Annotated in this window: 18 protein-coding genes and 1 pseudogene; all 19 read left to right on the top strand. The window is 65.0% G+C overall.

Annotated features, from left to right (window positions below):
• Positions 1-719: 719 nt before the first annotated feature.
• Positions 720-2387 (top strand): annotated as a pseudogene (locus JHD63_RS09395) (DUF3363 domain-containing protein).
• Positions 2388-2497: 110 nt separating this feature from the next.
• A complete protein-coding gene (locus JHD63_RS09400; RefSeq protein ID WP_198970488.1) occupies positions 2498-3349 on the top strand; it encodes a helix-turn-helix transcriptional regulator in 852 nt (283 codons plus the stop codon).
• 175 nt (positions 3350-3524) lie between these two features.
• Positions 3525-5753, top strand: a complete 2229-nt coding sequence (locus JHD63_RS09405) for a TonB-dependent siderophore receptor (RefSeq protein ID WP_370590445.1) — start codon at positions 3525-3527, stop codon at positions 5751-5753.
• Positions 5754-5775: 22 nt separating this feature from the next.
• The gene (locus tag JHD63_RS09410) at positions 5776-6696 is read left to right on the top strand and encodes a PepSY-associated TM helix domain-containing protein (RefSeq protein ID WP_198970489.1); all 921 of its coding nucleotides are present in this window, start codon (positions 5776-5778) and stop codon (positions 6694-6696) included.
• 4 nt (positions 6697-6700) lie between these two features.
• Positions 6701-7840: an ABC transporter substrate-binding protein gene (locus JHD63_RS09415; RefSeq protein ID WP_198970490.1), complete on the top strand. Its 1140-nt coding sequence runs from the start codon at positions 6701-6703 to the stop codon at positions 7838-7840.
• Positions 7837-8907, top strand: coding sequence for a FecCD family ABC transporter permease (locus tag JHD63_RS09420; protein ID WP_198970491.1), 1071 nt, complete (start codon positions 7837-7839; stop codon positions 8905-8907). Before JHD63_RS09415 ends, JHD63_RS09420 begins: the two co-directional genes overlap by 4 nt.
• 62 nt (positions 8908-8969) lie before the next feature.
• Positions 8970-9722 carry an ABC transporter ATP-binding protein gene (locus JHD63_RS09425; RefSeq protein ID WP_370590451.1) on the top strand — a complete coding sequence of 251 codons (753 nt, stop codon included), beginning with the start codon at positions 8970-8972 and terminating at the stop codon, positions 9720-9722.
• Entirely contained in the window at positions 9719-11518 is a 1800-nt protein-coding gene (locus JHD63_RS09430) for an ABC transporter ATP-binding protein (protein WP_370590446.1), read from the top strand. Before JHD63_RS09425 ends, JHD63_RS09430 begins: the two co-directional genes overlap by 4 nt.
• Positions 11515-13287, top strand: coding sequence for an ABC transporter ATP-binding protein (locus JHD63_RS09435; protein WP_198970493.1), 1773 nt, complete (start codon positions 11515-11517; stop codon positions 13285-13287). Before JHD63_RS09430 ends, JHD63_RS09435 begins: the two co-directional genes overlap by 4 nt.
• 94 nt (positions 13288-13381) lie before the next feature.
• Positions 13382-13891, top strand: a complete 510-nt coding sequence (locus tag JHD63_RS09440; RefSeq protein ID WP_198970494.1) for a transcriptional repressor — start codon at positions 13382-13384, stop codon at positions 13889-13891.
• Positions 13892-13907: 16 nt separating this feature from the next.
• A complete protein-coding gene (locus JHD63_RS09445) occupies positions 13908-14825 on the top strand; it encodes a LysR family transcriptional regulator (protein WP_198970495.1) in 918 nt (305 codons plus the stop codon).
• A 341-nt stretch (positions 14826-15166) separates the two neighbouring features.
• The gene (locus tag JHD63_RS09450; protein WP_198970496.1) at positions 15167-17209 is read left to right on the top strand and encodes a conjugal transfer protein TraG; all 2043 of its coding nucleotides are present in this window, start codon (positions 15167-15169) and stop codon (positions 17207-17209) included.
• Complete coding sequence (locus JHD63_RS09455) at positions 17206-17715, top strand: CopG family transcriptional regulator (protein WP_233167859.1); 510 nt, start codon at positions 17206-17208, stop codon at positions 17713-17715. The genes JHD63_RS09450 and JHD63_RS09455 overlap by 4 nt, the downstream gene beginning before the upstream one ends.
• Positions 17712-18752 carry a P-type conjugative transfer ATPase TrbB gene (gene trbB / locus JHD63_RS09460; RefSeq protein WP_370590448.1) on the top strand — a complete coding sequence of 347 codons (1041 nt, stop codon included), beginning with the start codon at positions 17712-17714 and terminating at the stop codon, positions 18750-18752. Before JHD63_RS09455 ends, trbB begins: the two co-directional genes overlap by 4 nt.
• A gap of 44 nt (positions 18753-18796) precedes the next feature.
• The gene (locus tag JHD63_RS09465; RefSeq protein WP_233167868.1) at positions 18797-19096 is read left to right on the top strand and encodes a TrbC/VirB2 family protein; all 300 of its coding nucleotides are present in this window, start codon (positions 18797-18799) and stop codon (positions 19094-19096) included.
• Positions 19093-19371 carry a VirB3 family type IV secretion system protein gene (locus JHD63_RS09470; protein WP_198970498.1) on the top strand — a complete coding sequence of 93 codons (279 nt, stop codon included), beginning with the start codon at positions 19093-19095 and terminating at the stop codon, positions 19369-19371. The genes JHD63_RS09465 and JHD63_RS09470 overlap by 4 nt, the downstream gene beginning before the upstream one ends.
• Positions 19372-19386: 15 nt before the next feature.
• A complete protein-coding gene (trbE, locus tag JHD63_RS09475) occupies positions 19387-21828 on the top strand; it encodes a conjugal transfer protein TrbE (RefSeq protein ID WP_198970499.1) in 2442 nt (813 codons plus the stop codon).
• Positions 21825-22589, top strand: a complete 765-nt coding sequence (trbJ, locus tag JHD63_RS09480; protein ID WP_198970500.1) for a P-type conjugative transfer protein TrbJ — start codon at positions 21825-21827, stop codon at positions 22587-22589. Before trbE ends, trbJ begins: the two co-directional genes overlap by 4 nt.
• Before the next feature lie 10 nt (positions 22590-22599).
• On the top strand, positions 22600-22769 hold a 170-nt coding region (locus tag JHD63_RS09485), incomplete at its 3' end, for an EexN family lipoprotein (RefSeq protein WP_198970501.1).

A 22769-nucleotide genomic window follows, 5' to 3' on the forward strand; every position in this document is an offset into this window, starting at 1 on the left:
GGCGCAGCGTCGCTGCGCCTCGCATGCGCCCAATCTGTCACCGGTGCTGTGTCCACGCATGCGCCAAGCTCGCGCCCGCCGTGCGCGAAAGCACGGCCGGACTGCGGTCAGCACGGTATTTCGCCCGCATTCCGACGTGCAGAGGATCCGACGCCAGCGTGCAGCACCTGCTGCACCCGCGCGGCCTTGCGTGCTGCGCTGCGCACCCCGTGCGCGGCTGGCGGTTCCTCGGAGCCGGGAGCGGATGCGGGAGGCGAAGAGGCAGGGCCAGATAAAGGGACCGGCACGCCGAGCCCTTGGAAGCCAGTCTGCACGTGGGTTCGCGGCGGCACCGCGAGGGGTACTGCGCGTGCCGCGCGGACACCGGAATCCGCATGCGAACCGCCTCTGCCGCGTGCCGTTTGCGCTGGGCTGCGTCACGCTGCGCCAAAGGCATCGCCATGGCATCTCGTGACGACGACCGGTTCCGCGTCCGGCCATCTCCGCCGAAGTCGCGCACCGGACCGCAGCCTCAGCGTTTCGTTTCGCAGGTACTCAAGGAGGTGTCCAAGGCCGGTACGAAGCGCTCTGGCGGAAACGCCGGACGCCCCGCCAACACCTTCGGCAGGGGCCGCGTCGCGGCCACGATGGCGGGCCGGCGGCTGGGCGCGAATGCCCGGCGCGTGATCATCAAGAGCCGCTTCGTTGTGCTCCAGCGCGCCAGTCCGCATTCGGTGGCGATGCATCTGCGCTACATCGAGCGCGACGGTGTCACGCGTGACGGGAACAAGGGGCAGGCCTACGGGGCCGAAACAGACGCCGCCGACCTCAAGACCTTCCAGGAACGTGGCAAGGGCGACCGCCACCAATTCCGGTTCATTGTCTCGGCCGAAGACGGGCTGGAGCTGGAGGACCTCAAGGGTTTCACCCGCCAGCTCATGCACCGCATGGAGATCGACTTGGAGACCCGGCTGGACTGGGTGGCCGTGGACCACTGGGACACGGACAACCCGCACACCCACATCGTGATCAACGGGCACACGGCCAACGGCGAGCATCTGGTCATCGCTCCCGACTACATGGCCAACGGCATGCGCCAGCGGGCCAGCGAGATCGCCACCGAGTGGTTGGGGCCGCGCACCGAGGCCGAGATGCGCCAGAGCCTGCTCCGGGAGGTGGACCAGCAGCGCCTGACCAGCCTGGACCGGGCGCTGATCCGGGAGGCCGGCTCGGACGGCATCGACTTCGCTGGAAGGCAGCAGGATCAGCAACGCCAGAACGTGCTGCGGGCACGTCTGCAGCGGCTCGAAGGCCTGGGGCTGGCTGAGCGGGTGGATGCACACCGCTGGAAGCTCCAGCCCGGCCTGGCGGTCACCCTGGGCGCACTGGGCGAGCGGCAGGACGCGATGGACACCATGCGCCGGGCGCTGAAAGGTCAGCAGCGCGAGCTGGTGCTGCACGACGGGGGCGGCGCCCACACTGCACCCGTCATCGGTCGCATCGTCGGCAAGGGCCTGGCCGACGAACTCAACGACAGGGGCTACCTGGTGGTCGATGGGATCGATGGGCGTGCGCATCACCTCAAACTGCCCGCCGGCGCCGATCTGGCTGAACTGCCCATGGGGGCCATCGTGGAGGCCCGGCCGCCAGCGCGGGAGAAGGCGGTGGACCGCAACATCCTGGCCGCCGCCACGGAGGGCATCTACAGCACGGGTGGCCGATTGGCCCGACTCACACAGGCCGGCGCGCACGATCCGCAGGGCACGGTCGATGTCCACGTCCGTCGCCTCGAAGCCCTGCGCCGCAGCGGTGTGGTGGAGCGACTGGGGGAAGGCGTGTGGACGATCCCCGGCGACCTGCTGGATAGGGCGCAGCAACACGATGCGCGCAAGAGCGCCGGCCTCGTGATCGAGCTGCGGTCCCACCTGCCCATCGAGCAGCAGGTGCGCACGATCGGTGCGACCTAGCTGGACCGGCAACTGGTGGACGGCGGCCAGATGCTGGCGCCGCAGGGATTCGGCGCGCAGGCGCGCGAGGCCCTGGGGCAGCGCGCGGAGTTCCTGCACGAGCAGGGGTTGGCCCAACAGCGGGGCCAGCGCATCGTTCTTGCCCGTGGCCTGTTGGTAACGCTGCGTGAGCGCGAACTGGCGAGCGTGGGCAAAGCCTTGCAGGACCAGACTGGGAAACTCTATCGCCCGTTGCAGGATGGCCAGCAAGCCAGCGGCGTCTACCGCCAGAGCATCCAGCTTGCCAGCGGCCGCTTCGCCATGCTCGACGATGGAATGGGTTTCAGCCTGGTGCCCTGGCGGCCGGTGATCGAACAGCGCCTGGGACAGCAACTCGGCGCCGTGGTGCGCGGTACGTCCGTGACATGGAGCCTGGGCCGGCAGCGAGGCGTAGAACTCTGACGCGCTACCGCAGAGCCAACTATCAGGCAATAAAGGGCGCCTTGCTTGGCCTCTCAGTATCAGCCCGCCTCAAATACAATTGAGATTCATTCGCAATTATGGCGGTGCTCATGTTGTCTACGAAGTGGTCAAAGCAGTTATCTACAGACATGACGATGTCAGTGGAGTCGATCGTGCCCAAGCGTGTGCTGGAGGTAAAGGCGCCCGTCTTCGAAGGGCTTCAGGTTATCGTGACGCTGAACTGTAGGTTGAGCGGTGGAGTCAATGGCCGCGCACCCTTTGACATCAGCGCATCAGGTGCCTACCTGGTACTTGCGTCAGGTCGGCACGAAGGCTATGACAGGTTTGAGCCCAACATCCTCCAACGCTACGTGAAGATCGGCATTGATCCATTTGGCGCGGAACGCTGCGGTTTGGACCTCGAAAAGCTTGCAAAAATCGGCGCTGGTCGACTGTACAGCGAGGACGTCGTCGTCATACATCAACCCCTCACACCTGTGTTGAGGGCCATAGCCAGTCAGGTTCTTCTGTGTCCGTTGAACGGGGTCATGAAAGACATGTATCTCGCCGGCAAAGGACTGGAGATGGCGGTTGCCGCGACTGAGCCGTTGCTAGCGCAACGAGCAAAGCAGGAACACAAACTGAGCGGGGCCGATCTGGAACGTATCTGGCACGCGCGGGAACTGGCCTTGTCGCACTACCAGCAACCACTTTCTCTACATGAACTCGCGCGGCAAGTAGGAACTAACGTGAAGAAGCTTGCCCAAGGTTACCGACAATTGTTTGGTATGAGCGTCTTCGAATCGATCCAGCAGCATCGACTCCATGAGGCCTATCGGATGCTATCCACCGGCGCATATTCCGTATCCGAAGTCGCCTCCTTCGTGGGGTATGCCATCCCGCACTTCTCCACCCTGTTTCGTTCACGATTTGGCTTCTCGCCCAGTCAACTGATCCATTGAGTGAGGTCGTGATGGCACGCAAAGGCGCGTAGCGCATCGCATGTCATCGCACCTGATTGCCCCCAAGGATTCCAAAATTCGAAAGCCATAGCGCCGCAGGGTGAAGCACCTTCTCTGACGTGTCCTTACATTTGTTTGAGATTAATTCTCATTCATTTTCAAAGGGAGGACACTCGTGTTCCGCTCATCCGAATCGCGTGCTGCGCGACGTCTTTCTCCGTTACGCCAAGCGCTAACGCCGGTGGCCTTGGCTGTCGCATGGATGTCCATGCATGCCTCTGCACAGACTCTTTCATCGTCGGCGACGGCAAATTCATCGACCTTGCCAGTGGTTACCGTCACGGGCCAAACAGCCAAAGACACACCGACGGAACTCTCCAACTCATACACCGCCGCAGGCACCACAGTAGGCTCGAAGCTCCCGGCAACCCTGAAGGAAACGCCTCAATCGATCTCCGTCATCACACGCCAGCGCATCGAAGACCAGAACCTCTCCACGCTGGACGAGATCATGGCACAGACCCCTGGCGTGGCCGTCGACTTGTCCGGCACCGCGGTCATTCCCTCCTATTACTCGCGCGGCTATCCGGTCGACTACTTCCAGTACGACGGTGTGCCGATCCAGACCGGTGGCGCGTCCTGGGGCCAGCCCGACATGATCATGTTCGATCATGTCGAGATGCTGCGAGGTGCTGCCGGCCTGTTCAATGGTGCCGGGCAGCCAGGCGGCGTCATCAATCTGGTGCGCAAGCGCCCCTTCGGCAAACAGCAGTTCTCGGGCTCCTTGGGTTTCGGGTCCTGGAATACCCGGCGTGGCGAAGTGGACTACAGCACGCCACTGAACCAGTCGGGCTCGGTTCGGGCTCGCCTGGCCGCTGCCTACGACAAGCGTGATTCGCATGTCGACTATGCGAACAGCGAACGAACATCGCTCTACGGAATCGTCGAGGCGGACTTGACTTCCAGCACCACCATGTCGCTCGGTGCCGGCTATCAGAAGCGCGATTGGCGTCCTGCGATGATGGGGATGCCACGCTACAAGGACGGCGGTGACCTGGGCTTGCCACGCAGCACCTTCCTCAGCACGCCATGGACGCATTGGGACTTCGAGACCACGCAGGTCTTCGCGGACGTGACCCATTCGTTCAACAGCGATTGGCAGTTGAAGATCAGCGCGGTCTCTGACCACGAGACCAGTGACCTCAAATACGCCTATGTGACTGGCGCTGTCGATCGCAGCACGCTGGCTGGTCCAAGGCTGGCGGGTGGTGCAAATGCCTACGACAACAGGCAGTTGGCGTTGGACGCGATGCTCACCGGGGCATTCCAGGCATTCGGGCGCCGGCATGAACTGGTGGTCGGTGCAAACTGGTACGACCGGCAGGCCAACTCGGAGGGCGGGCGTCTGAACGGCTTCGGTGGAACGCCGGTCAACGTCTTCAGCTTTGACCCCCGCACCGTCGCTGACCCAGGCGCCCCGACCTGGACGAGCAACAGCAGGACGGACACCAAGCAGCACGGCATCTACGGTGCAGCCCGACTGAAGATCGCAGATCCCCTGACGCTCATCCTGGGCGGCCGTTTCAGTTGGTGGGACACCTCCACAACCAATCTTCTGACGAGCCGTGTGACGTCCGACTACCGGCAAAACGGACGCTTCACGCCCTACGCGGGATTGGTCTATGACCTGAACCCCACCTGGGCGCTGTACGCAAGCTACGCCGACATCTTCCGCGTGCAGAGCAACTACAAGGACGAAAGTGGCGCCGGGTTGCCACCCGTGATCGGCGCGAACTACGAAGCCGGTATCAAAGGGGCGTTCTACGGCGGCAAGCTCAACACGTCCTTCGCGGTTTTCCGCATCGACGAGAGCAACCGAGCTGTCCAGGTTTCGCCGACAGTCGTGGACAGTTGCTGCTACGCAACCAACGGCAAGGTCCAAAGCCAGGGCTTCGAGGCGGAAGTGTCCGGCCAGGTCTTGCCGGGATGGCAGATCGCCGCAGGCTATACCTACAACACCAGCAAATACAAGCAAGATCCAACTTACGAAGGGCAAGCTTTCCGCAGCTTTTCACCCAAGCACTTGCTGCGCCTGTGGACCTCCTACCGACTTCCGGGCGACTGGAATGCCTGGGACGTGGGCGCAGGCGTGAACGTGCAGAGCGCCATCTACAACGCGGGCGGAACTCCGAAGGTGCGCGTGAGCCAGGCAGGCTATGCCGTGGCAAGCCTGCGCGTGGGCTACCGCATCAACCAGCACTGGTCAGCTGCACTGAACATCGGCAACGTCTTCGACAAGACCTACTACACCCGCCTGGGCAGCAGCGGCTTCGGTCCGGCCAACTTCGGCAACGTGTATGGCGAGCCTCGCAGTGCGCAGTTGACGCTCCGTGCGAAATTCTGATGCGCAGCCCGTCACTCGACGGATGAAGGAGCCATCGCACATCCGCATCCGGCGGATCTGGCGCCAAGTCCATCTGTGGATCGCGCTGACGGTGGGGTTCGTACTGGCTCTACTGGGCCTGAGCGGATCGGTGCTGGTCTTGCGCGCGCCCCTGCTTCAGTGGGAAGTGGGGGCTGCCGCGGTGAGGTTGCAGAACCCGTCTCTCATCGGTACGCCCTTCGCTTCCCAGGAAGCCTGGAAGCAGTCGGCCCAAACCGCCTATCCACAACTCGTTCGCGTCATGGGGACTGCAGCGCCGCGCGGAGGCTTTCTTGTATCAGACAACGCGATGGTCTTTGGCCCTGTTCAGGGACGCAAAGGTATCGGTATCGCGATGGTCGACCCCTACACGGCCGATCCGCGTGCCTTCTTCGTGTTCGACGACCTGTGGCTCGCCAAAGCCGTGGCACTGCACCGCTCGCTCTTGCTGCCGCCGTCCGTAGGAGCGCCCCTGTTGGCGGCCTGCGGAGTGGCGTTGCTGATCTCCGTGTGCACCGGCGCATGGTTGTGGTGGCCACGTGGTTGGCAGTGGAGTCGGTGGCGGGCAGCGCTCACGCTGCACCGCCGAAGCCGCGGGCTGCGCTTCTGGATGGAGCTGCACAACGTGGCTGCAGCGTATTTGTTCGTGCCCTTGCTGCTGCTCACACTCACGGGTGTCTGGCTTGCCCGTCCCGGCTGGTTCACCTGGCTCGATGCAGTGGGGCTCGGTCGAAGCTTCAAACCGACTGCCTCGGCACTGCATGCCGAGCTGATGCTCGGCGTTTCCGGGCAGGTGATCGCCGTTGTCGCCGGGCTGGTGCTGCCGGTGCTCTATGTCTCCGGCCTGGTGATGTGGTGGCGCAAGCGGGCCGCCCGTCTTGCGTCGATCCCGTCTCCTCCATCTCATCCGTGTCCAAAGGTCTGAGCTCATGAAAACGTCTACGAGCTGGTTGTCACCGCGCTCTTTTGCCTGCATCGCCATTCTCGTGATGGTTGTCTTCAGCGCTTCAACACAAGCGCGAACTGTCAAGGATGTTGCTGGCCGCAGCGTCGTCGTGCCGGATCGTGTTGAGCGCATTCTTCTGGGCGAAGGGCGCTTGGTCTATACCTTGGCACTGCTTGAAGGAAAGCAGGTCTTCGACCGTTTGGTAGGCTGGCAAGGCGACTTCCGTGGCCTGGACGTGCAAGGCTATGCCGCGTTCGCCAAAGTATTCCCGCAAGCAGAGAAAGTACCGCTGGTGGGCGGAACATCGTCGGAGACCTTCAGCGTGGAGAAAGCCTTGTCCGTGCGGCCCGACGTGGCCTTCATGGCCGTGTCCGGTGGACATGGCCCTACGCCGGACAGCGAGGCTGTACGCCAACTGCAGGCTGCCGGCGTCCCGGTGGTTTTCGTGGACTTCAGCAATCATCCGCTTCGCAACACCGTCCCCAGCCTCCGCATCATGGGCGAGGTACTGAGGCGCAGTCAGCAGGCCGAGGCGTACATCGCCTTCTACGAGCAACAGTTGCGGAGCGTCACCGACAGGGTCAACGGGGCCGCATCGAAACCAGGGTTCAAGCGTCCTTCGATCTTCATCGACATGCTGGCCGGGCTGCAGGACTGCTGTGGATCCCCCGGTAAAGGCAACTTCGGGGAGATGGTGGACATCGCGGGCGGCGAGAACATCGGCGCCGGCCGCATCCCCGGCCCCATCGGCAAACTGAACCTGGAATACATCCTGTCGCGCAACCCGGATGTCTACGTCGCCACCGGTGTCTTCGCGGCCGGCCAGGCCGGCGTCACATTGGGCTACCAAGCGTCATCCAAGGATGCCGAAAGCAGCTTGCGGGCCGTTGCCCAGCGGCCGGAAACACGGGAACTGGGTGCGGTGAAGGCCGGCAGGGTGCACGGGCTTTGGCACATCTTCTATGACTCGCCGGAGCACATCATCGCCGTGCAGGCACTTGCCAAATGGTTGCACCCGGAGCTGTTCGCCGATCTGGACCCTCGGCGCACGCGCGCAGAGCTGTACCGCCGCTTCATGCCGATCCCGGAACAGGGCGTTCTGTTCACGGACACCACGCCATGACCGGCAGCCACCCAACGGCCGCAGCGCTGGCGTTGCCCGGTCATCGCTACCGGCAGCGGTATACGCAGCGCGCAGCTGTCGTCATCGGCCTGTTGCTGGCACTGTGCCTGTCCGTGTCGGTCGACGTTGCAACGGGACCTTCCGGCATGGGCCTGGATCGGCTGTGGACGATTCTGATCGACCCCGGCAGCGTTCCGCGCACCGAGGCCGTCATTGTCTGGAACGTGCGCCTCCCCTATGCCTTGATGGCCGTGCTGGTAGGCGGCGCGCTGGCGCTGGCGGGTGCAGAGATGCAAACGGTGCTGGCCAATCCGCTGGCCAGCCCGTTCACACTTGGCATTTCTGCTGCCGCATCCTTCGGCGCGGCGCTGGCCATCGTGCTCGGATGGGGCATTCCGGGAGTGCCTGCGCAGTATCTCGTCTCGGCCAACGCTTTCCTGTTCGCACTGATGTCCGTCGCGTTGCTCTACTTGCTGGCGCGCTGGCGAGGCTTCGGCGTCGAGAGTCTGGTGCTGTTCGGCATCGCACTGGTGTTCACCTTCAACGCGCTGGTCGCATTGCTGCAGTTCGTCGCCAGCCAGGACACGTTGCAGCAACTGGTGTTCTGGTCGCTTGGCAGCCTGGCGCGATCGTCTTGGGACAAGATCGCGGCACTGGCAGTGGTGCTCGCCGTGCTGTTGCCCAGTGCACTTCGCCAGAGCTGGGCCATGACGGCGTTGACGCTGGGTGAGGAACGTGCGCGCAGCTTCGGTGTCGATGTGGGCCGGCTTCGGGTTTTGTCGCTGCTGCGCATAAGCTTGCTGGCAGGCCTCTCGGTGTCCTTTGTCGGGGTGATCGGGTTCATCGGGCTGGTGGCCCCGCATATTGCGCGTCTGCTCGTCGGAGAGGATCACAGGCTCATGCTGCCTGCATCGGCCTTGGCGGGTGCGCTCATGCTGTCTCTGGCATCCATCGCAAGCAAGACCTTGATCGACGGCGTTCTGATTCCCGTTGGCATCGTGACTGCCCTAGTGGGCATCCCCTTCTTCATGGCGATCGTCCTGCGCACACGCCAGGCGGGGATGTGATGGACACAAATTCTCGAGGCCTGGAAATCAGGGATCTGTCCATGGGCTACGGGTCTGTGCCAGTGTTGAAGCAGCTCACCCTGCCGGTACTGCAGCCTGGCACTGTGACCGCGCTGATCGGGCCGAACGCCGCAGGCAAGAGTACGTTGATGCGCGGGTTGGCAGGTCTGCAATCGGCCCGGGGTGACATCGTTCTGGATGGGCGGAATCTGATGCGGCAGCCGCAGTCGGAGCGCACCCGCCAGATGACGTACCTCCCGCAGAGTCTGCCCGCTCGTTCCCGACTGGGCGTGTTCGAAGCCGTGTTGAGTGCCGCCATGGCGGGTTGCCCTCAGCAGGGGCTACTGGGACGAGCGGCAGATGACGGGACCGTGCGCGCAGTCGAGGCTGCGCTGGAAAATCTGTATCTCGCCAGGCTTGCCGATCGAGCGGTCGAAGGTCTTTCGGGCGGGCAGCGCCAACTGGTTGGACTGGCGCAAGCGCTTGTCCGTCAACCCCGGGTACTCATGCTCGATGAACCGACAAGCGCACTGGATCTGTATCACCAGTTCCAGGTCATCGACATGGTCGGGCGGGAGACGCGGCAGCGCCAGATCATCACGCTCATCACCCTGCACGACATCCATCTGGCCTTGACCTGCGCCGATCTCGTCCTGGTTCTGCACGAGGGGGAACTCGCAAGCGCGGGCCCGCCTTCCTCGGTGATCGACAGCGCGTTGTTGGCCCGAGTCTATGGCGTGAACGGCAGCGTGGAGATTGTCCGAGGCCGCCCGATCGTAGTTGTGGAAGGGCCCGTGCGGAGGGACGACGAGTGAGCCAGCCCACAACACAAGCCGATGGGTCCTCCATTGGCATCTCAGGCCATCGGCTCCGCTTCACCGCATTGATCCGCATGGCCCCGATGCAGTTGGGCCTGGCCATTGCCAGCGCCGTCCTGTCGGCGGTGCTGAGCGTGGCGCCGTTCTGGTTTATCTACCGGATCGCCGTGGAAGCATTCTCCGAACAGCCGGATCCCGGTCGGATCTGGCAATTGGCGTGGTGGGCGCTTGGGTTGATCGCATTGCGCTGGGTGCTGATGGCCATCAGTCATGTGTTCGCCCACACGGGGGCCTTCGCGGTCCAGCACAGGCTGCGCCTGGCCATGGTGCGGCGCCTTGGCGAAGTGCCTTTGTCCTTCTTCGCCGGACGTGGCAGCGGCAGTCTGCGAAGAACGCTGAACGATGATGTGAGCGCGCTGGAAGGATTCCTGGCCCACATGCTGCCCGATGCGGTGGCATCCGCTGCGGTGCCGCTGGTGGCCCTGGCCTTCTTGTGCTTTGCTGACTGGCGCCTGGCATTGGCCGCGCTGCTGCCATTGCCCTTGGCGCTAGGAGCACAGGCTTGGGTCGTGCGCCGCTCGGGCGAACGGATGCGCGAATGGAACATGCTGCAGAAGCGCCTGGCCAACCAGGTCGGCGAGTACGTACGCGGCATCCACGTGGTCAAGTCGTTCGGGTTGGACGCACAGTCGTTCAGCGACCTGGCCACAACCGTGCATGGCGCGGTGGATTGGGTCGCCAAGCATGCCCGCAGCAGTTCATCCGGATGGGTCATTTTCAGCGCTCTACTGACGGCCAATCTGATCGTCGTCGCGCCGCTGGGCGCCTGGTTGAACGCGCGCGGGGGATTGGATCTGCCCACCTATGTGCTGTTCCTGCTTGTCGCACCTGCCGTGCTGACGCCACTGCTGCGCTTGACCTTCGCGCTGGGGGAGCACATGCAGCGCGCCGAGGCGCTGGCCCGCATCGGCGAAATATTGGCTGCACCGGCCCTGGCCGAACCGCTACCTGGGCCGCTGCCACAAGGCATGCTGGACCTGGAATTCATCGACGTATGCCATCGCTATGGGGACCGTGCTGCGCTGGAAGACGTCAGCTTCCGCGCTGAAGCCGGGCAGTTCACCGCACTGGTAGGCGCCAGCGGCTCGGGCAAGAGCACGATCGCCCGCCTGGTGCCCCGACTCTACGAACCCGTGTCCGGCAGCGTGCGTGTGGGTGGCATGGCGGTACAGGACTGGCCGCTTGATGCGCTGCTTGCCCGTGTGGGCATCGTGTTCCAGGAAGTCTTCCTTTTCCACGGAACGGTCCGCGACAACCTGCGCCTCGCAAAGCCCGAGGCAGACGATGCCGCCATCGAGGCTGCCGCCCGCGCAGCGCAGGCCCATGATTTCATCTTGGCGTTGCCGCAGGGCTACGACACGCCCCTCGGCGAGCGCGGTGCACGGCTTTCCGGCGGCGAGCGCCAGCGCCTGTCGATCGCCCGTGCGCTATTGAAGGACGCCTCCGTCCTGCTCCTGGACGAAGCAACCGCGAGTGTGGATGCCGAGAACGAGGTCTTGATACAGCAAGCGCTGGCAGAACTCTGCCGTGGGCGAACCGTATTGATGATCGCTCACCGCTTACGCACAGTCATGGGTGCACATCGCATCGTGGTGATGGAACGAGGCCACGTCGTCGGGCTGGGGCGACACGAGGCATTGCTGCGCGACTGCCCAGCTTACCAGCGGCTGTGGCGCGATCACGAGCAGGTCCGCGACTGGACCCTGGGCGCCGATCAGGAGGTTCAAGCGTGATCCGGGAATTGGTTCAGGCAGGATTCCGGCTCTCGGGATACCGTGATCCGCGGCTGGTGCGCGGCCTGTTGTGGGCTGCGCTGGAAGGACTGTTTGCGGCGGCGCCGTATCCGTTGCTCTATGGCCTTCTGTGCGACGTGTTCGCGGGGCGCGTGACTTCGATGCTGGCGCTCGGCTACGGCGTAGCGATGCTTGCTTTCCTGGTGTTGCGCATCTTTGCGGGACAGCGAGGCATGCCGCTTGTATTCACCGGCGCCTACGCGATGATGGGTGAGGCGAGGCTGCGCGTCGCAGACCATCTGCGTCGGCTCTCGATGGGCTGGTTCACGCGCCAGCGCGGCGGTGAACTCAGCGCGCGCCTGACGTCGGACCTGGAACTGATCGAGAACCTCTGGTCGCATTTTCTGGGCGTGTTCGTCGCTGGGCTGGCCATGCCGGTGTTCCTGCTGGGCTTCCTTCTGTGGGTGGATTGGCGGCTTGCGCTGGTGGTGCTGGCTGTTCTGCCGCTGGCTGTGCTTGCGCTGGCGTGGACACAACGGGTCGCCGCCCGTCCTGCCGACCGGTTGATCGCCGCCAACGCCGCGGCGCAGTCTGCGTTGCTGGAATACGTGCAGGGCATCGTCGTGGCCCGCGGCTTCGGACGCTTCGGCGAAGCCTGGAGACGGCTGGAAGCGATTCTTGACGACCAGCATGCCGCCATGTTGGCGGTGGAGTCCAAGCCAGCACCTTGGCTCGCCGCCTTTGGCTTCCTGCTGGAAGCGGGCTTTGTCGCACTGGTGCTCATCGGAGCCTGGCTTCTCATCGGGGGAACTCTGTCGCCCCAGGTCCTGTTGTTGTTCATGGTGCTGGCGTTGCCGGTGTATCGGCAGCTTTTCGAAGTCGGCCTGTCGACGATGCTGTTGCGTTTTGCCCGCCGCGCGTTGGCACGCGTCGAAGCAGTCCTGGCCGAGCCCGGGTTGCCCGAACCGACACAGCCGCGGCGACCGCAGGGGCACGATGTCGAGTTTGACCAGGTGAAATTCGCCTACGAAGGCAGCAACAGATTCGCTCTGGATGGCGTCTCGTGCACGATTCCAGCGAACACACTCACCGCAGTGGTCGGGCCGAGCGGCGCAGGCAAGAGCACGTTGGTGCACTTGATCGCGCGGCTTTGGGATGTGGATGCCGGCGTCATTCGGCTCGGGGGAGTAGATCTGCGTGAGATCGGTACCGAGGCGTTGCACCGCCACGTCTCCATGGTGTTCCAGGACGTTCTGTTGTTCTCCGGCTCGGTTTTGGACAACCTGCGCATCGGCAAGCCGGATGCAAGCCAGGACGAAATCATCGCAGCAGCTCGGCGCGCACAGGCACATGCATTCATCTCCGCACTGCCGCAGGGCTACGACACACTGCTTGATGAAGGCGGTGCGTCCCTGTCGGGTGGAGAACGCCAGCGCATATCGATTGCACGGGCGTTGCTCAAGAACGCTCCCGTTCTGCTGCTCGACGAAGCTACCGCCAGCGTGGATCCATCAGCAGAAGCCGAACTCCGGCAGGCTATCGGCGAACTGGCGCGGGGACGCACCGTCATCATGATCGCCCACCGACTGGCGAGCGTGCGCCATGTCGACCACATCCTGGTATTGGATGAGGGATTGCTGGTCGAACAAGGGCGGCACAAAGACCTCTTGGCACAAGCGGGTACCTATGCGAAGTTGTGGGCGCGTCAGTTGGACGTGCAGAACTGGCAACCGACCAAGCAGCTAAGTGAACAACGGCAGACGTCATGAAGAAGGAGCGGTCTTGCTGGACACAAGATGGCGGATGAATCGGCATGCGCCTTCCCGCCCTGACACGCTTGTGGTGGCATGAGGTTCCGTTGAGATGACGCTCTTTGAGAAGCACGACCTCCCGGGTGTGATGGAGCGTTTGCGGCGAGCCAAGCTGCGCCCGACCATCGCGCGCATTGGCGTGCTGCAGGTGATCGACGCGGCCGCACCGGGGCGCCTGTGCGCGGATGACGTCTACCGGCAACTACTGCTGCGCGGCCTCCGGGTAAGCAACGGCACGGTCTACCGCGTGATCCACCAACTGGAAGCGGCGGAACTGCTGCTGCGCGAATGGAGCCAGACCCGCACGGTCTACTACCGCGCCAGGCCATGGCGTCGCTCCTGCCATGCACTGAGGCTGGTGGGCCACGACGGACGCAGCATCGAACTCGACGACGAGGATCTGCGCGAGCGCCTGCTGGCGACGGCCCGCCGTGAACGTCTGGACTTCGCGGGCCAGGGATTCACGGTCCATGTCGAATCGGAGGCAGAGGTCACGAGCGTCACCTCGCGGCGTATCCGAGCACCGGCAGAGGTCCTCGTGGCCGCAGCCCACGCTGGTTGACGGTGGACCGCGCACGATGAGTCTGACCATCACCCTGCGGCATCTGCAGCATTTCCGAGTGGCGGCCAGCACGCAGAACTTCCATCGTGCGGCCGAGGAGATTCCCACCGACATTTCCTCGCTCTCTCGCACCATCGACGAACTGGAAACCCGCCTGCGGGTGAAACTGTTCGTGCGGGGATCCCACGGCGTTCGCCTGACCCCGGCCGGCCTGCGGCTGCAGGCGCGTTGCAACGACATGCTCGCCAACTTCCGCGAGGTCGTTCGCGAGGTGCAGGAAGCTTACGCCGAGGGCCACCTGCCGCTGCGCGTGGGCATCGCCGATGGCCTGGCGCAGCCGCTGCTGTCGATGCGGCTGGCGCAGTGGCGTGCAGCCCACCCGGCCGCAGAACTCGACATCACCGAGATGCGGGCCAGCGAACTGGCGGCCGGCCTGCGCCACGAAGAGCTCGATGTGGGTTTCTCCTTCGGGGTCAAGCCCGAGCAGGCCATCGTCCAGGAGGCCGCGTGGTCCTATCCGCTCGTGGTGCTGGTCCCCTCTGGGCATGTCCTGGCCGGCCAGCCGTCGGCCACGATGCCGGAGGTCGTCTCTCATCCGTTGGTCGTCTGCGACCCGCACTACAAGCCGGGTGTGCACCGCCAGATCGATGCGCTGATCCGACAGCACACCCACAAGCCCATCATCGCCAGCCACGCCTGCTCACTGGCCGGCTTCATCACCAAGATCGGCAGCGGCTGTGGGATCGGCCTGGCCGATGCCGGCCACATGCTCACGATGAAACGGCCGGACGTTGTGTCGATCCCGCTGAGAGACGCTGCGGCTGAGCTGACGACGTACGTGCTCTACAGGCGCAGGAAGGCGGAACTGCCCGCCACGCTGGAGCACTTCGTGGCGCATGCCAGGGCGCAGCGCATCAAGGACGGCCCAGCGTAGCGGAAGTCAGTGCACGCCGTCCAACGCAGGCGTTGCGCGAACGGCCATGGACGCGGTCTGTACCCGCAGCGATCCTTGATTCCAAGAGACAAGTCCGCCGGTGGAGGGTCCCGCGGACACGATCACGAGAGCATGACGTGGCACTTCGCTCCACAGGAGCGCGGCTGCAGCGCCTGAACGCTTCTTTCGAATTCTCCGAGCAGCGCGCGCTGTGCTACGCCCTGCTGGGTTGGTCGCGCGACGCATCGATTCCAGACTCATGCGGTGCGTGCCGCGGGGGCACGCGTGCGCAGTCGATGCGCCAACGAACGTGCGCTGGAGAAGCGTCGAAAGGAACGTGCATGTCTCAAGCCAGTGCCGGTAGCGGCGCCAACGCTGCAAGCACCCAGACGGGCATCCTGTTCGGCCAGATCGCTGTCGTGGCCGGTGTGGCCGTGGGTGGCGTCTGGGGTGCCACGCAGTGGGCGGCACGTGCGCTGGGTTACCAGCCGCGCCTGGGATCGGCCTGGTTCGATCTGATCGGTGTTCCTGTCTATGAACCCTGGAAGCTCTTCGAGTGGTGGTACTGGTATGACGCCTATGCCCCGGACGTCTTTCTGCACGGCGGCGCCATCGCGGCATCGAGCGGAATGGTGGCCACGGCCGCCGCCATCGGCATGGCTGTCTGGCGCTCGCGCATGGCCCGCCGCGTCACGACCTACGGTTCCGCGCGCTGGGCCGAACCTGAAGAGATCGACAAGGCCGGCCTGACCGGCGGTGGCGGCGTCTTCCTCGGTCGGACATTGCAGAAGGATGGGCGTTACCTGCGTCACGAAGGGCCGGAACACGTGATGGCCTTCGCACCCACGCGCTCGGGCAAGGGCGTGGGCCTGGTGGTCCCCACCCTGCTGTCCTGGCCCGGCTCCGCCGTGATCCACGACATCAAGGGGGAGAACTGGAACCTCACTGCCGGCTGGCGCAGCCGCTTCAGCCACTGCCTGCTGTTCAACCCCACCGATCCGAAGAGCGCAGCCTACAACCCATTGCTCGAAGTGCGGCGCGGCGCCCACGAGGTGTGCGACGTGCAGAACATCGCCGACATCCTGGTGGACCCCGAAGGCGCGCTGGAGAAGCGCAACCATTGGGAGAAGACCAGCCATGCGCTGCTGGTCGGCGCGATCCTGCACGTGCTCTACGCCGGCGAGGACAAGACGCTGCGCGGCGTGGCCAACTTCCTGTCCGACCCGGCCTGTCCCTTCGAGGTGACGCTGCACCGGATGATGAGCACGAGGCACCTTGGGGATGAGGTTCATCCTGTCGTCGCTTCGGCCGCGCGTGAAGTCCTCAACAAGAGCGACAACGAGCGCTCGGGCGTGCTGTCCACGGCCATGAGCTTCCTCGGCCTGTACCGCGATCCCACCGTGGCCGAAGTGACGTCGCGCTGTGACTGGCGCATCGCCGACCTGATCTCTGCCGAGCATCCGGTCTCGCTGTACCTGGTCGTTCCGCCCTCGGACATCAGCCGGACGAAACCGCTGATCCGCCTGATCCTCAACCAGGTCGGCCGCCGCCTGACCGAATCGCTCGACGGCTCCGATGGCATCGAGCGCCGCCACAAGCTGCTGCTGATGCTCGACGAATTCCCGGCTTTGGGCCGGCTGGACTTCTTCGAGTCGGCCCTGGCCTTCATGGCCGGCTACGGCCTGCGGGGCTTCCTGATCGCGCAATCTCTCAATCAGATCGACAAGGCCTACGGCCCCAACCATTCGATCCTGGACAACTGCCACGTACGCATCGCGTTCGCCACGAACGACGAGCGCACGGCCAAGCGCATCTCCGATTCGTTGGGTACTGCCACCGAACTGCGTGCGCAGCGCAACTACGCAGGGCACCGGCTGGCGCCTTGGCTGGGCCATCTCATGGTCTCGCGGCAGGAGACGGCGCGGCCATTGCTCACACCGGGCGAGGTCATGCAGTTGCCGCCCGACGATGCGGTGGTCATGGTGTCCGGCCATCCGCCGATCCGGGCGAAGAAGCTGCGGTACTACCAGGACCGGAACTTCACGCATCGAGTGTTGCCGGGCCCAGTCTTGACTGCGGGCGCCTATGCCGACAAGCCCGCCATGCGCGCGAACGACTGGAGTGGCCTGGTGGTTCCCGTGCCCGCATCCCCGAGTGCCGAGGATGCGATGGGCGGTTTCGCCGAAGAAGGCGGCCACCAGCGCAAGCCCGAGCTGGGCATCGCTGAAGAGCCCGTGCGCGAGGCCGAGGCCGGCGACCTGATCGTGCTCCACGACGAACGCGATGACGACGGCGCGCCGCTGCTGCCGCGCGAATTGGAGCGCCAACTCGTTCGTACCGCTCGATTGGCCGCCATGGACCCGGACGACGGGATCGCGCTATGACCCGCGCTCGCCTGAACATCTTCATCGAGCCCGAGCATGCGAAGCGGCTGGAGGATTTTGCCGCGCACCGCGGCGCCTCGAAGTCTTCGGTGATCGCGGCGGCGTTGGCCTCGTTCCTCTCGCCCGATGCAATGGACCAGCGCGAGGCCGCACTGGCCAAGCGCCTGGACCGGCTCTCGCGCCAGTTCGACCGGCTGGAGCGCGACCAGGGCGTGCTCATCGAGACCGTGGCGCTCTTCGTTCGCCACTACCTGACCTTGGCGCTTCCGGTGCCGGAGCACCAGCAGGAAGCCCTGCGCGCCCAGGGCCGCGTCCGCTACACGCAGTTCATCGAACAGCTCGCTCGCCACATCCAGCGCGGGCGCAGCCTGGTCCGGGAGGTCCATGAAGAGATCGGTCCGGACTTCACGGGGTTCGTCGGCAAGGAGGGCGATCCGCCATCCGCTGCCGCCGAGCCCACTTCCGGAGGCGATCCCTCCAGCACCGATGAAGGAGACAGACCATGAAACGCTTCGACGACATGCCGGGCGGTCTACCCGACACCAATGGGCGAGAGTCCGCGCAGCGACGCATCCGGATGCTGCGCACGGCCATGGGGCCGGAGATCGCGGCGGCGCTCGATGACCCGGAAGTCGTCGAAGTGCTGCTGAACCCGGATGGCTCACTGTGGGTGGACAGGCTGGGTGCCGGGCGAGCACCCACCGGCCACAAGCTATCCGCGCCGGTGGCCGAACGCATCATCCGGCTGGTGGCCGCCCACGTGCGCGCCGAAGTCCATCCCGGCGCGCCTCTGCTGTCGGCCGAACTGCCCGAGACGGGCGAGCGCTTCATGGGCGTGCTGCCGCCCATCACGCGGGCGCCGTCCTTCGCGATCCGCAAGCGGGCGCTTCGCATCATGACGCTGGCGGACTATGTGGCCGATGGCGTCATGACCACTGAACAGACCGTGTTCCTCAGGCAGGCCGTGCGCGACCGCCTGAACATCGTCGTGGCCGGCGGCACCAGCACCGGGAAGACCACGCTCGCCAATGCGCTGCTGGACGAGATCGCGAACACCCATGACCGGGTGCTGATCCTCGAAGACACGGTGGAACTGCAGTGCAGATCCGACGACCACGTGGCGATGCGCACCGAGCCGGGCGTGAGCACGATGGCCGACTTGCTGCGCGCCACGCTGCGGTTGCGCCCGGACCGCATCGTGGTCGGTGAAGTCCGAGGCGCCGAAGCGCTGGACATGCTCAAGGCCTGGGGCACGGGGCACCCCGGCGGCATCGCAACGGTACATGCCAACTCCGCGGCCGGCGCGTTGCTGCGCCTCGAACAGCTCGTGCAGGAGATCAGCGTCACGGTGCCGCGCGCGCTGATCGCAGAGGCCGTGCACGTCATCGTCCACATCGCAGGGCGCGGCCATGCACGGCGTGTGCGCGAGATCGCCCGTGTCATCGGCCACGACGCGCACGGCTACCAGCTCGATTCCTCCCTCGGGCCGTGTTTTCCGGCCATTTCTTCCCAACCGTCATCCACTCCAGGAGATTCGAAGTGACTTCATCCCATCGTGCGACTTGCCGTACTTCCGCAAAGCCGCTTCTGCTCGCCACGACCGCTGCAGCGCTGCTGCTGGCTGTCGCACTGCCCGCGCACGCGGCCGGCTCCAGCATGCCCTGGGAGGCGCCGCTGCAGTCGATCCTCGAATCCATCCAGGGCCCGGTGGCCCGCATCGTGGCGGTGATCGTGATCATCGCCACCGGCTTGGCACTGGCCTTCGGCGACACCTCGGGCGGCTTCCGCAAGCTGATCCAGATCGTCTTCGGCCTGTCGATCGCCTTCGCGGCATCTTCGTTCTTCCTGAGCTTTTTCAGCTTCTCGGGCGGGGCGGTGCTGGCATGAGCAGCAGCAACGCTACGGAGAGCGCTCCTGGCTTCGAGGTGCCGCTGCACCGGTCCCTGACCGAGCCCATCCTGCTGGGTGGCGCGCCGCGCACGGTCGCCATTGCCAACGGCACGCTGGCGGCTGCCCTGGGCCTCGGCCTGCAACTGTGGATTCCGGGCCTGGTGCTCTGGATTGCCGGCCACGCGCTCGCGGTCTGGGGTGCACGCATGGACGTGCAGTTCATGGCGGTCTTTGCGCGGCACATCAAGCATCGGTCGCTGCTGGACGTGTGAGGGGAGGAAGACGCCATGCTCAACCTCGCCGAATACCGCCAGCGCCCAGCGCTCCTGGCCGACTGGCTGCCCTGGGCCGGACTGGTGGCACCGGGCGTCGTGCTCAACAAGGACGGCTCGTTCCAGCGGACCGCGCGGTTTCGCGGGCCAGACCTGGACAGCGCCACGCAGGGCGAACTGATCGCCACGTCGGCGCGGCTGAACAACGCGCTGCGCCGCCTGGGCTCTGGGTGGGCGCTATTCGTGGAGGCCGAACGGCGCGACGCGGCGGACTACCCGCAGTCGTCGTTTCCGGAGCCGCTGTCATGGCTGGTCGATGAAGAACGTCGCGCAGCCTTCGAGGAAGCCGAGAGCCACTTCGAGAGCGCGTACCACCTGACGCTGCTGTACCTGCCGCCCGAGGAGTCGCACGCCCGCGCGGGCCGGCTGCTGTACGAGAACCAGAAGGCCGAAGGAGTGGACTGGCGCGAACGCCTGGACACCTTCGTCGCCGAGTCCGAACGCTTCCTGGGCCTGCTCGAAGGTGTGTTGCCCGAGATCGACTGGCTCGATGACAGCCGGACCCTGAGCTATCTGCATTCCACGGTCTCCACGCAGCGCCAACGCATTGCAGTGCCCGAGGTACCGATGCATCTCGATGCGCTGCTGGCCGACCGGCCGCTGGTGGGCGGACTGGCGCCGATGCTGGGCGATGCGCATCTGCGCGTGCTGTCGGTGCGTGGTTTCCCGACTTCGACCTGGCCCGGCATCCTCGATGACCTCAACCGCCTGGGCTTCGCCTACCGCTGGTCCACGCGCTTTCTCTGCCTGGACAAGTCCGAAGCCGAGAAGGAACTGATCCGCCTGCGGCGGCAGTGGTTTGCCAAGCGCAAGAACATCGTGGCGCTGCTGCGGGAAACCCTCTTCCAGCAGGAGAGCCCACTGGTGGATACGGATGCCAGCAACAAGGCTTCGGATGCCGATACCGCACTGCAGGAACTGGGCAGCGATCAGGTGGCCTTCGGCCACGTCACCGGGACTGTGGCGGTATTGGATGCAGATGCGAGCACCGCCAACGAGAAGCTGCGGCAGGTGGAGCGGACGATCCAGGGTCGAGGCTTTGTCACCATCCCGGAGACCCTGAACGCTGTGGAGGCCTGGATGTCGTCCATCCCCGGCAACGTCTACGCCAACGTCCGCCAGCCCATCATCTCCACGCTGAACCTGGCGCACATGATGCCGGTGTCGGCCGTGTGGGCGGGGCCGGAGAGGAATAGCCACTTCGACGGGCCGCCGCTGATCGTCACTCGTACCGACGGCGCCACGCCGTTCCGGCTGGTCACGCACGTCGGCGACGTGGGCCACACGCTGGTGGTAGGCCCCACCGGCATGGGCAAGTCGGTGCTGCTCGCCACGCTGGCAATGCAGTTCCGGCGGTATGCGGGTTCGCGGTTGCTGGTGTTCGACATGGGCCGGTCCATGCGGGCCACGATCTCTGGACTCGGAGGCGAACACTACGACTTGGGCATCGAAGGTGAGATTGCTTTCCAGCCGCTCGCGCGCATCGACCAGGAAGGCTACCGCACCTGGGCGGCCGAATGGATCGAGGGCCGCTTGGTGCAGGAAGGCGTGGCCGTCGGCCCGCCGGAGAAGGACGCGCTGTGGTCGGCACTCAACAGCCTGGCGAGCGCCCCAGTGGAGCAGCGGACGATGACGGGCTTGTCGGTGCTGCTGCAGTCGAATGTGCTGCGGCAAGCGCTGCAGCCCTACGTGCTGGGTGGCGCCCACGGCAAGCTGCTCGACGCGGACTCGGATCGCCTGGGCACCGGTTCCATCCAGTGCTTCGAGATGGAGGAGCTGATGCACAGCAAGGCGGCCGTCCTGGCAGTGCTGGGCTATCTGTTCGCCCGCTTCGACGAGCGCTTCGATGGCGCGCCCACGCTGTTGATCTTGGACGAGGCCTGGCTGTTCCTGGACGACCCGGTGTTCGCCGCGCGCATCCGACAGTGGCTCAAGACGCTGCGCAAGAAGAACGTGTCGGTGGTCTTCGCCACGCAGAGCCTGGCGGACATACAGAACTCCTCCATTGCCCCGGCCATCGTGGAGAGTTGCGCCAGCCGCATCTTCCTGCCGAACCCGCAGGCGACCGAGCCGCAGATCCGCGTCATCTATGAGCGCTTCGGCTTGAACAGCCGGCAGATCGACATCGTCGCCACCGCACAGCCCAAGCGGGACTACTACTACCAATCGCGACAGGGCAACCGGGTCTTCGATCTTGGGCTGGGTCCGGTAGCACTCGCCTTCGCCGGGGCGTCCTCGCCTGAGGACCAGCGGGCCATGGATGCGGTGCTGGCAGCATCCGCAACTGACGGCATGACAGGGTTCGCGCCAGCCTGGCTGCGCCATCGTGGCCTGGACTGGGCCGCTGACCTCGTCCCTTCATTCCCTTCCTCAACCACGCAGGAGAAATCGCCATGAACCGCACATCTTTCCTGAAGCCCCGCATCGCCGCCCTGGCCGCTGCGGCCACGCTCGCCCTGGGCACTGTGACGCCAGCCCACGCACTCTTCGGCATCGGCGACATCGTGTTCGACCCGTCGAACCTGGCGCAGAACATCATGACCGCTGCCAACACGCTGGAGCAGATCAACAACCAGATCAAGCAATTGCAGAACCAGGCGCAGTCGCTGATGAACCAGGCGAAGAACCTCACCAGCCTGGACTTCAGCGCGCTGTCGGAATTGCGGGCGGCCCTGTCCGCCACGAACCAGTTGATCCAGCAGGCGCAGGGGCTCGCCTTCAACGTGCAGCAGATGGAGACGCAGTTCAGGGAGCTGTATCCGGCGTCTTTCGACTCTGCAGTTTCCAGTGCCCAGATGGTGCTGGATGCGCGCAAGCGCTGGACCACGTCGCTGGAAGCCTTGCGGACCGCGACGAAGGTGCAGTCGCAGGCGGTGCAGAACTTCGCGAAGGACGAGCAGGCGCTGACGGACCTGGTCAACCGCAGCCAGTCGGCCGTAGGTGCCTTGCAGGCCACGCAGGCCACGAATCAGTTGCTGGCGCTGCACGCCCGCCAGTCCATGCAGGCGCAGCAGTTGCAGATCACGCAGGATCGGGCGGCCGCGCTGGAGCAGGCACGGCAGGTGGCCGTGCATGAACGGGCCAAGGAGGTACGGCGACGCTTCATGGGAAGTGGCACACCATACACACCTTACACCGTGAACTTCTACGGCAATTGAGGGGCGCGCCATGCGAGTGCTCTTCATCGTATCTGTCGCCGCGCTGATGCTGGCCGCCTGTGGCAAGCCCGCCCCCATCGAAACCGTCGAATCGCTGGTGGCGAACCCGGAGCGCCTGAAAGCACTACGGCAGGCGTGCAAGGCCGACCACGCCAAGGTCGGCGATGCGCAGTGCAACGC

It is taken from the genome of Xylophilus sp. ASV27, assembly GCF_016428875.1.
Classification (GTDB): Bacteria; Pseudomonadota; Gammaproteobacteria; order Burkholderiales; family Burkholderiaceae_C; genus Xylophilus.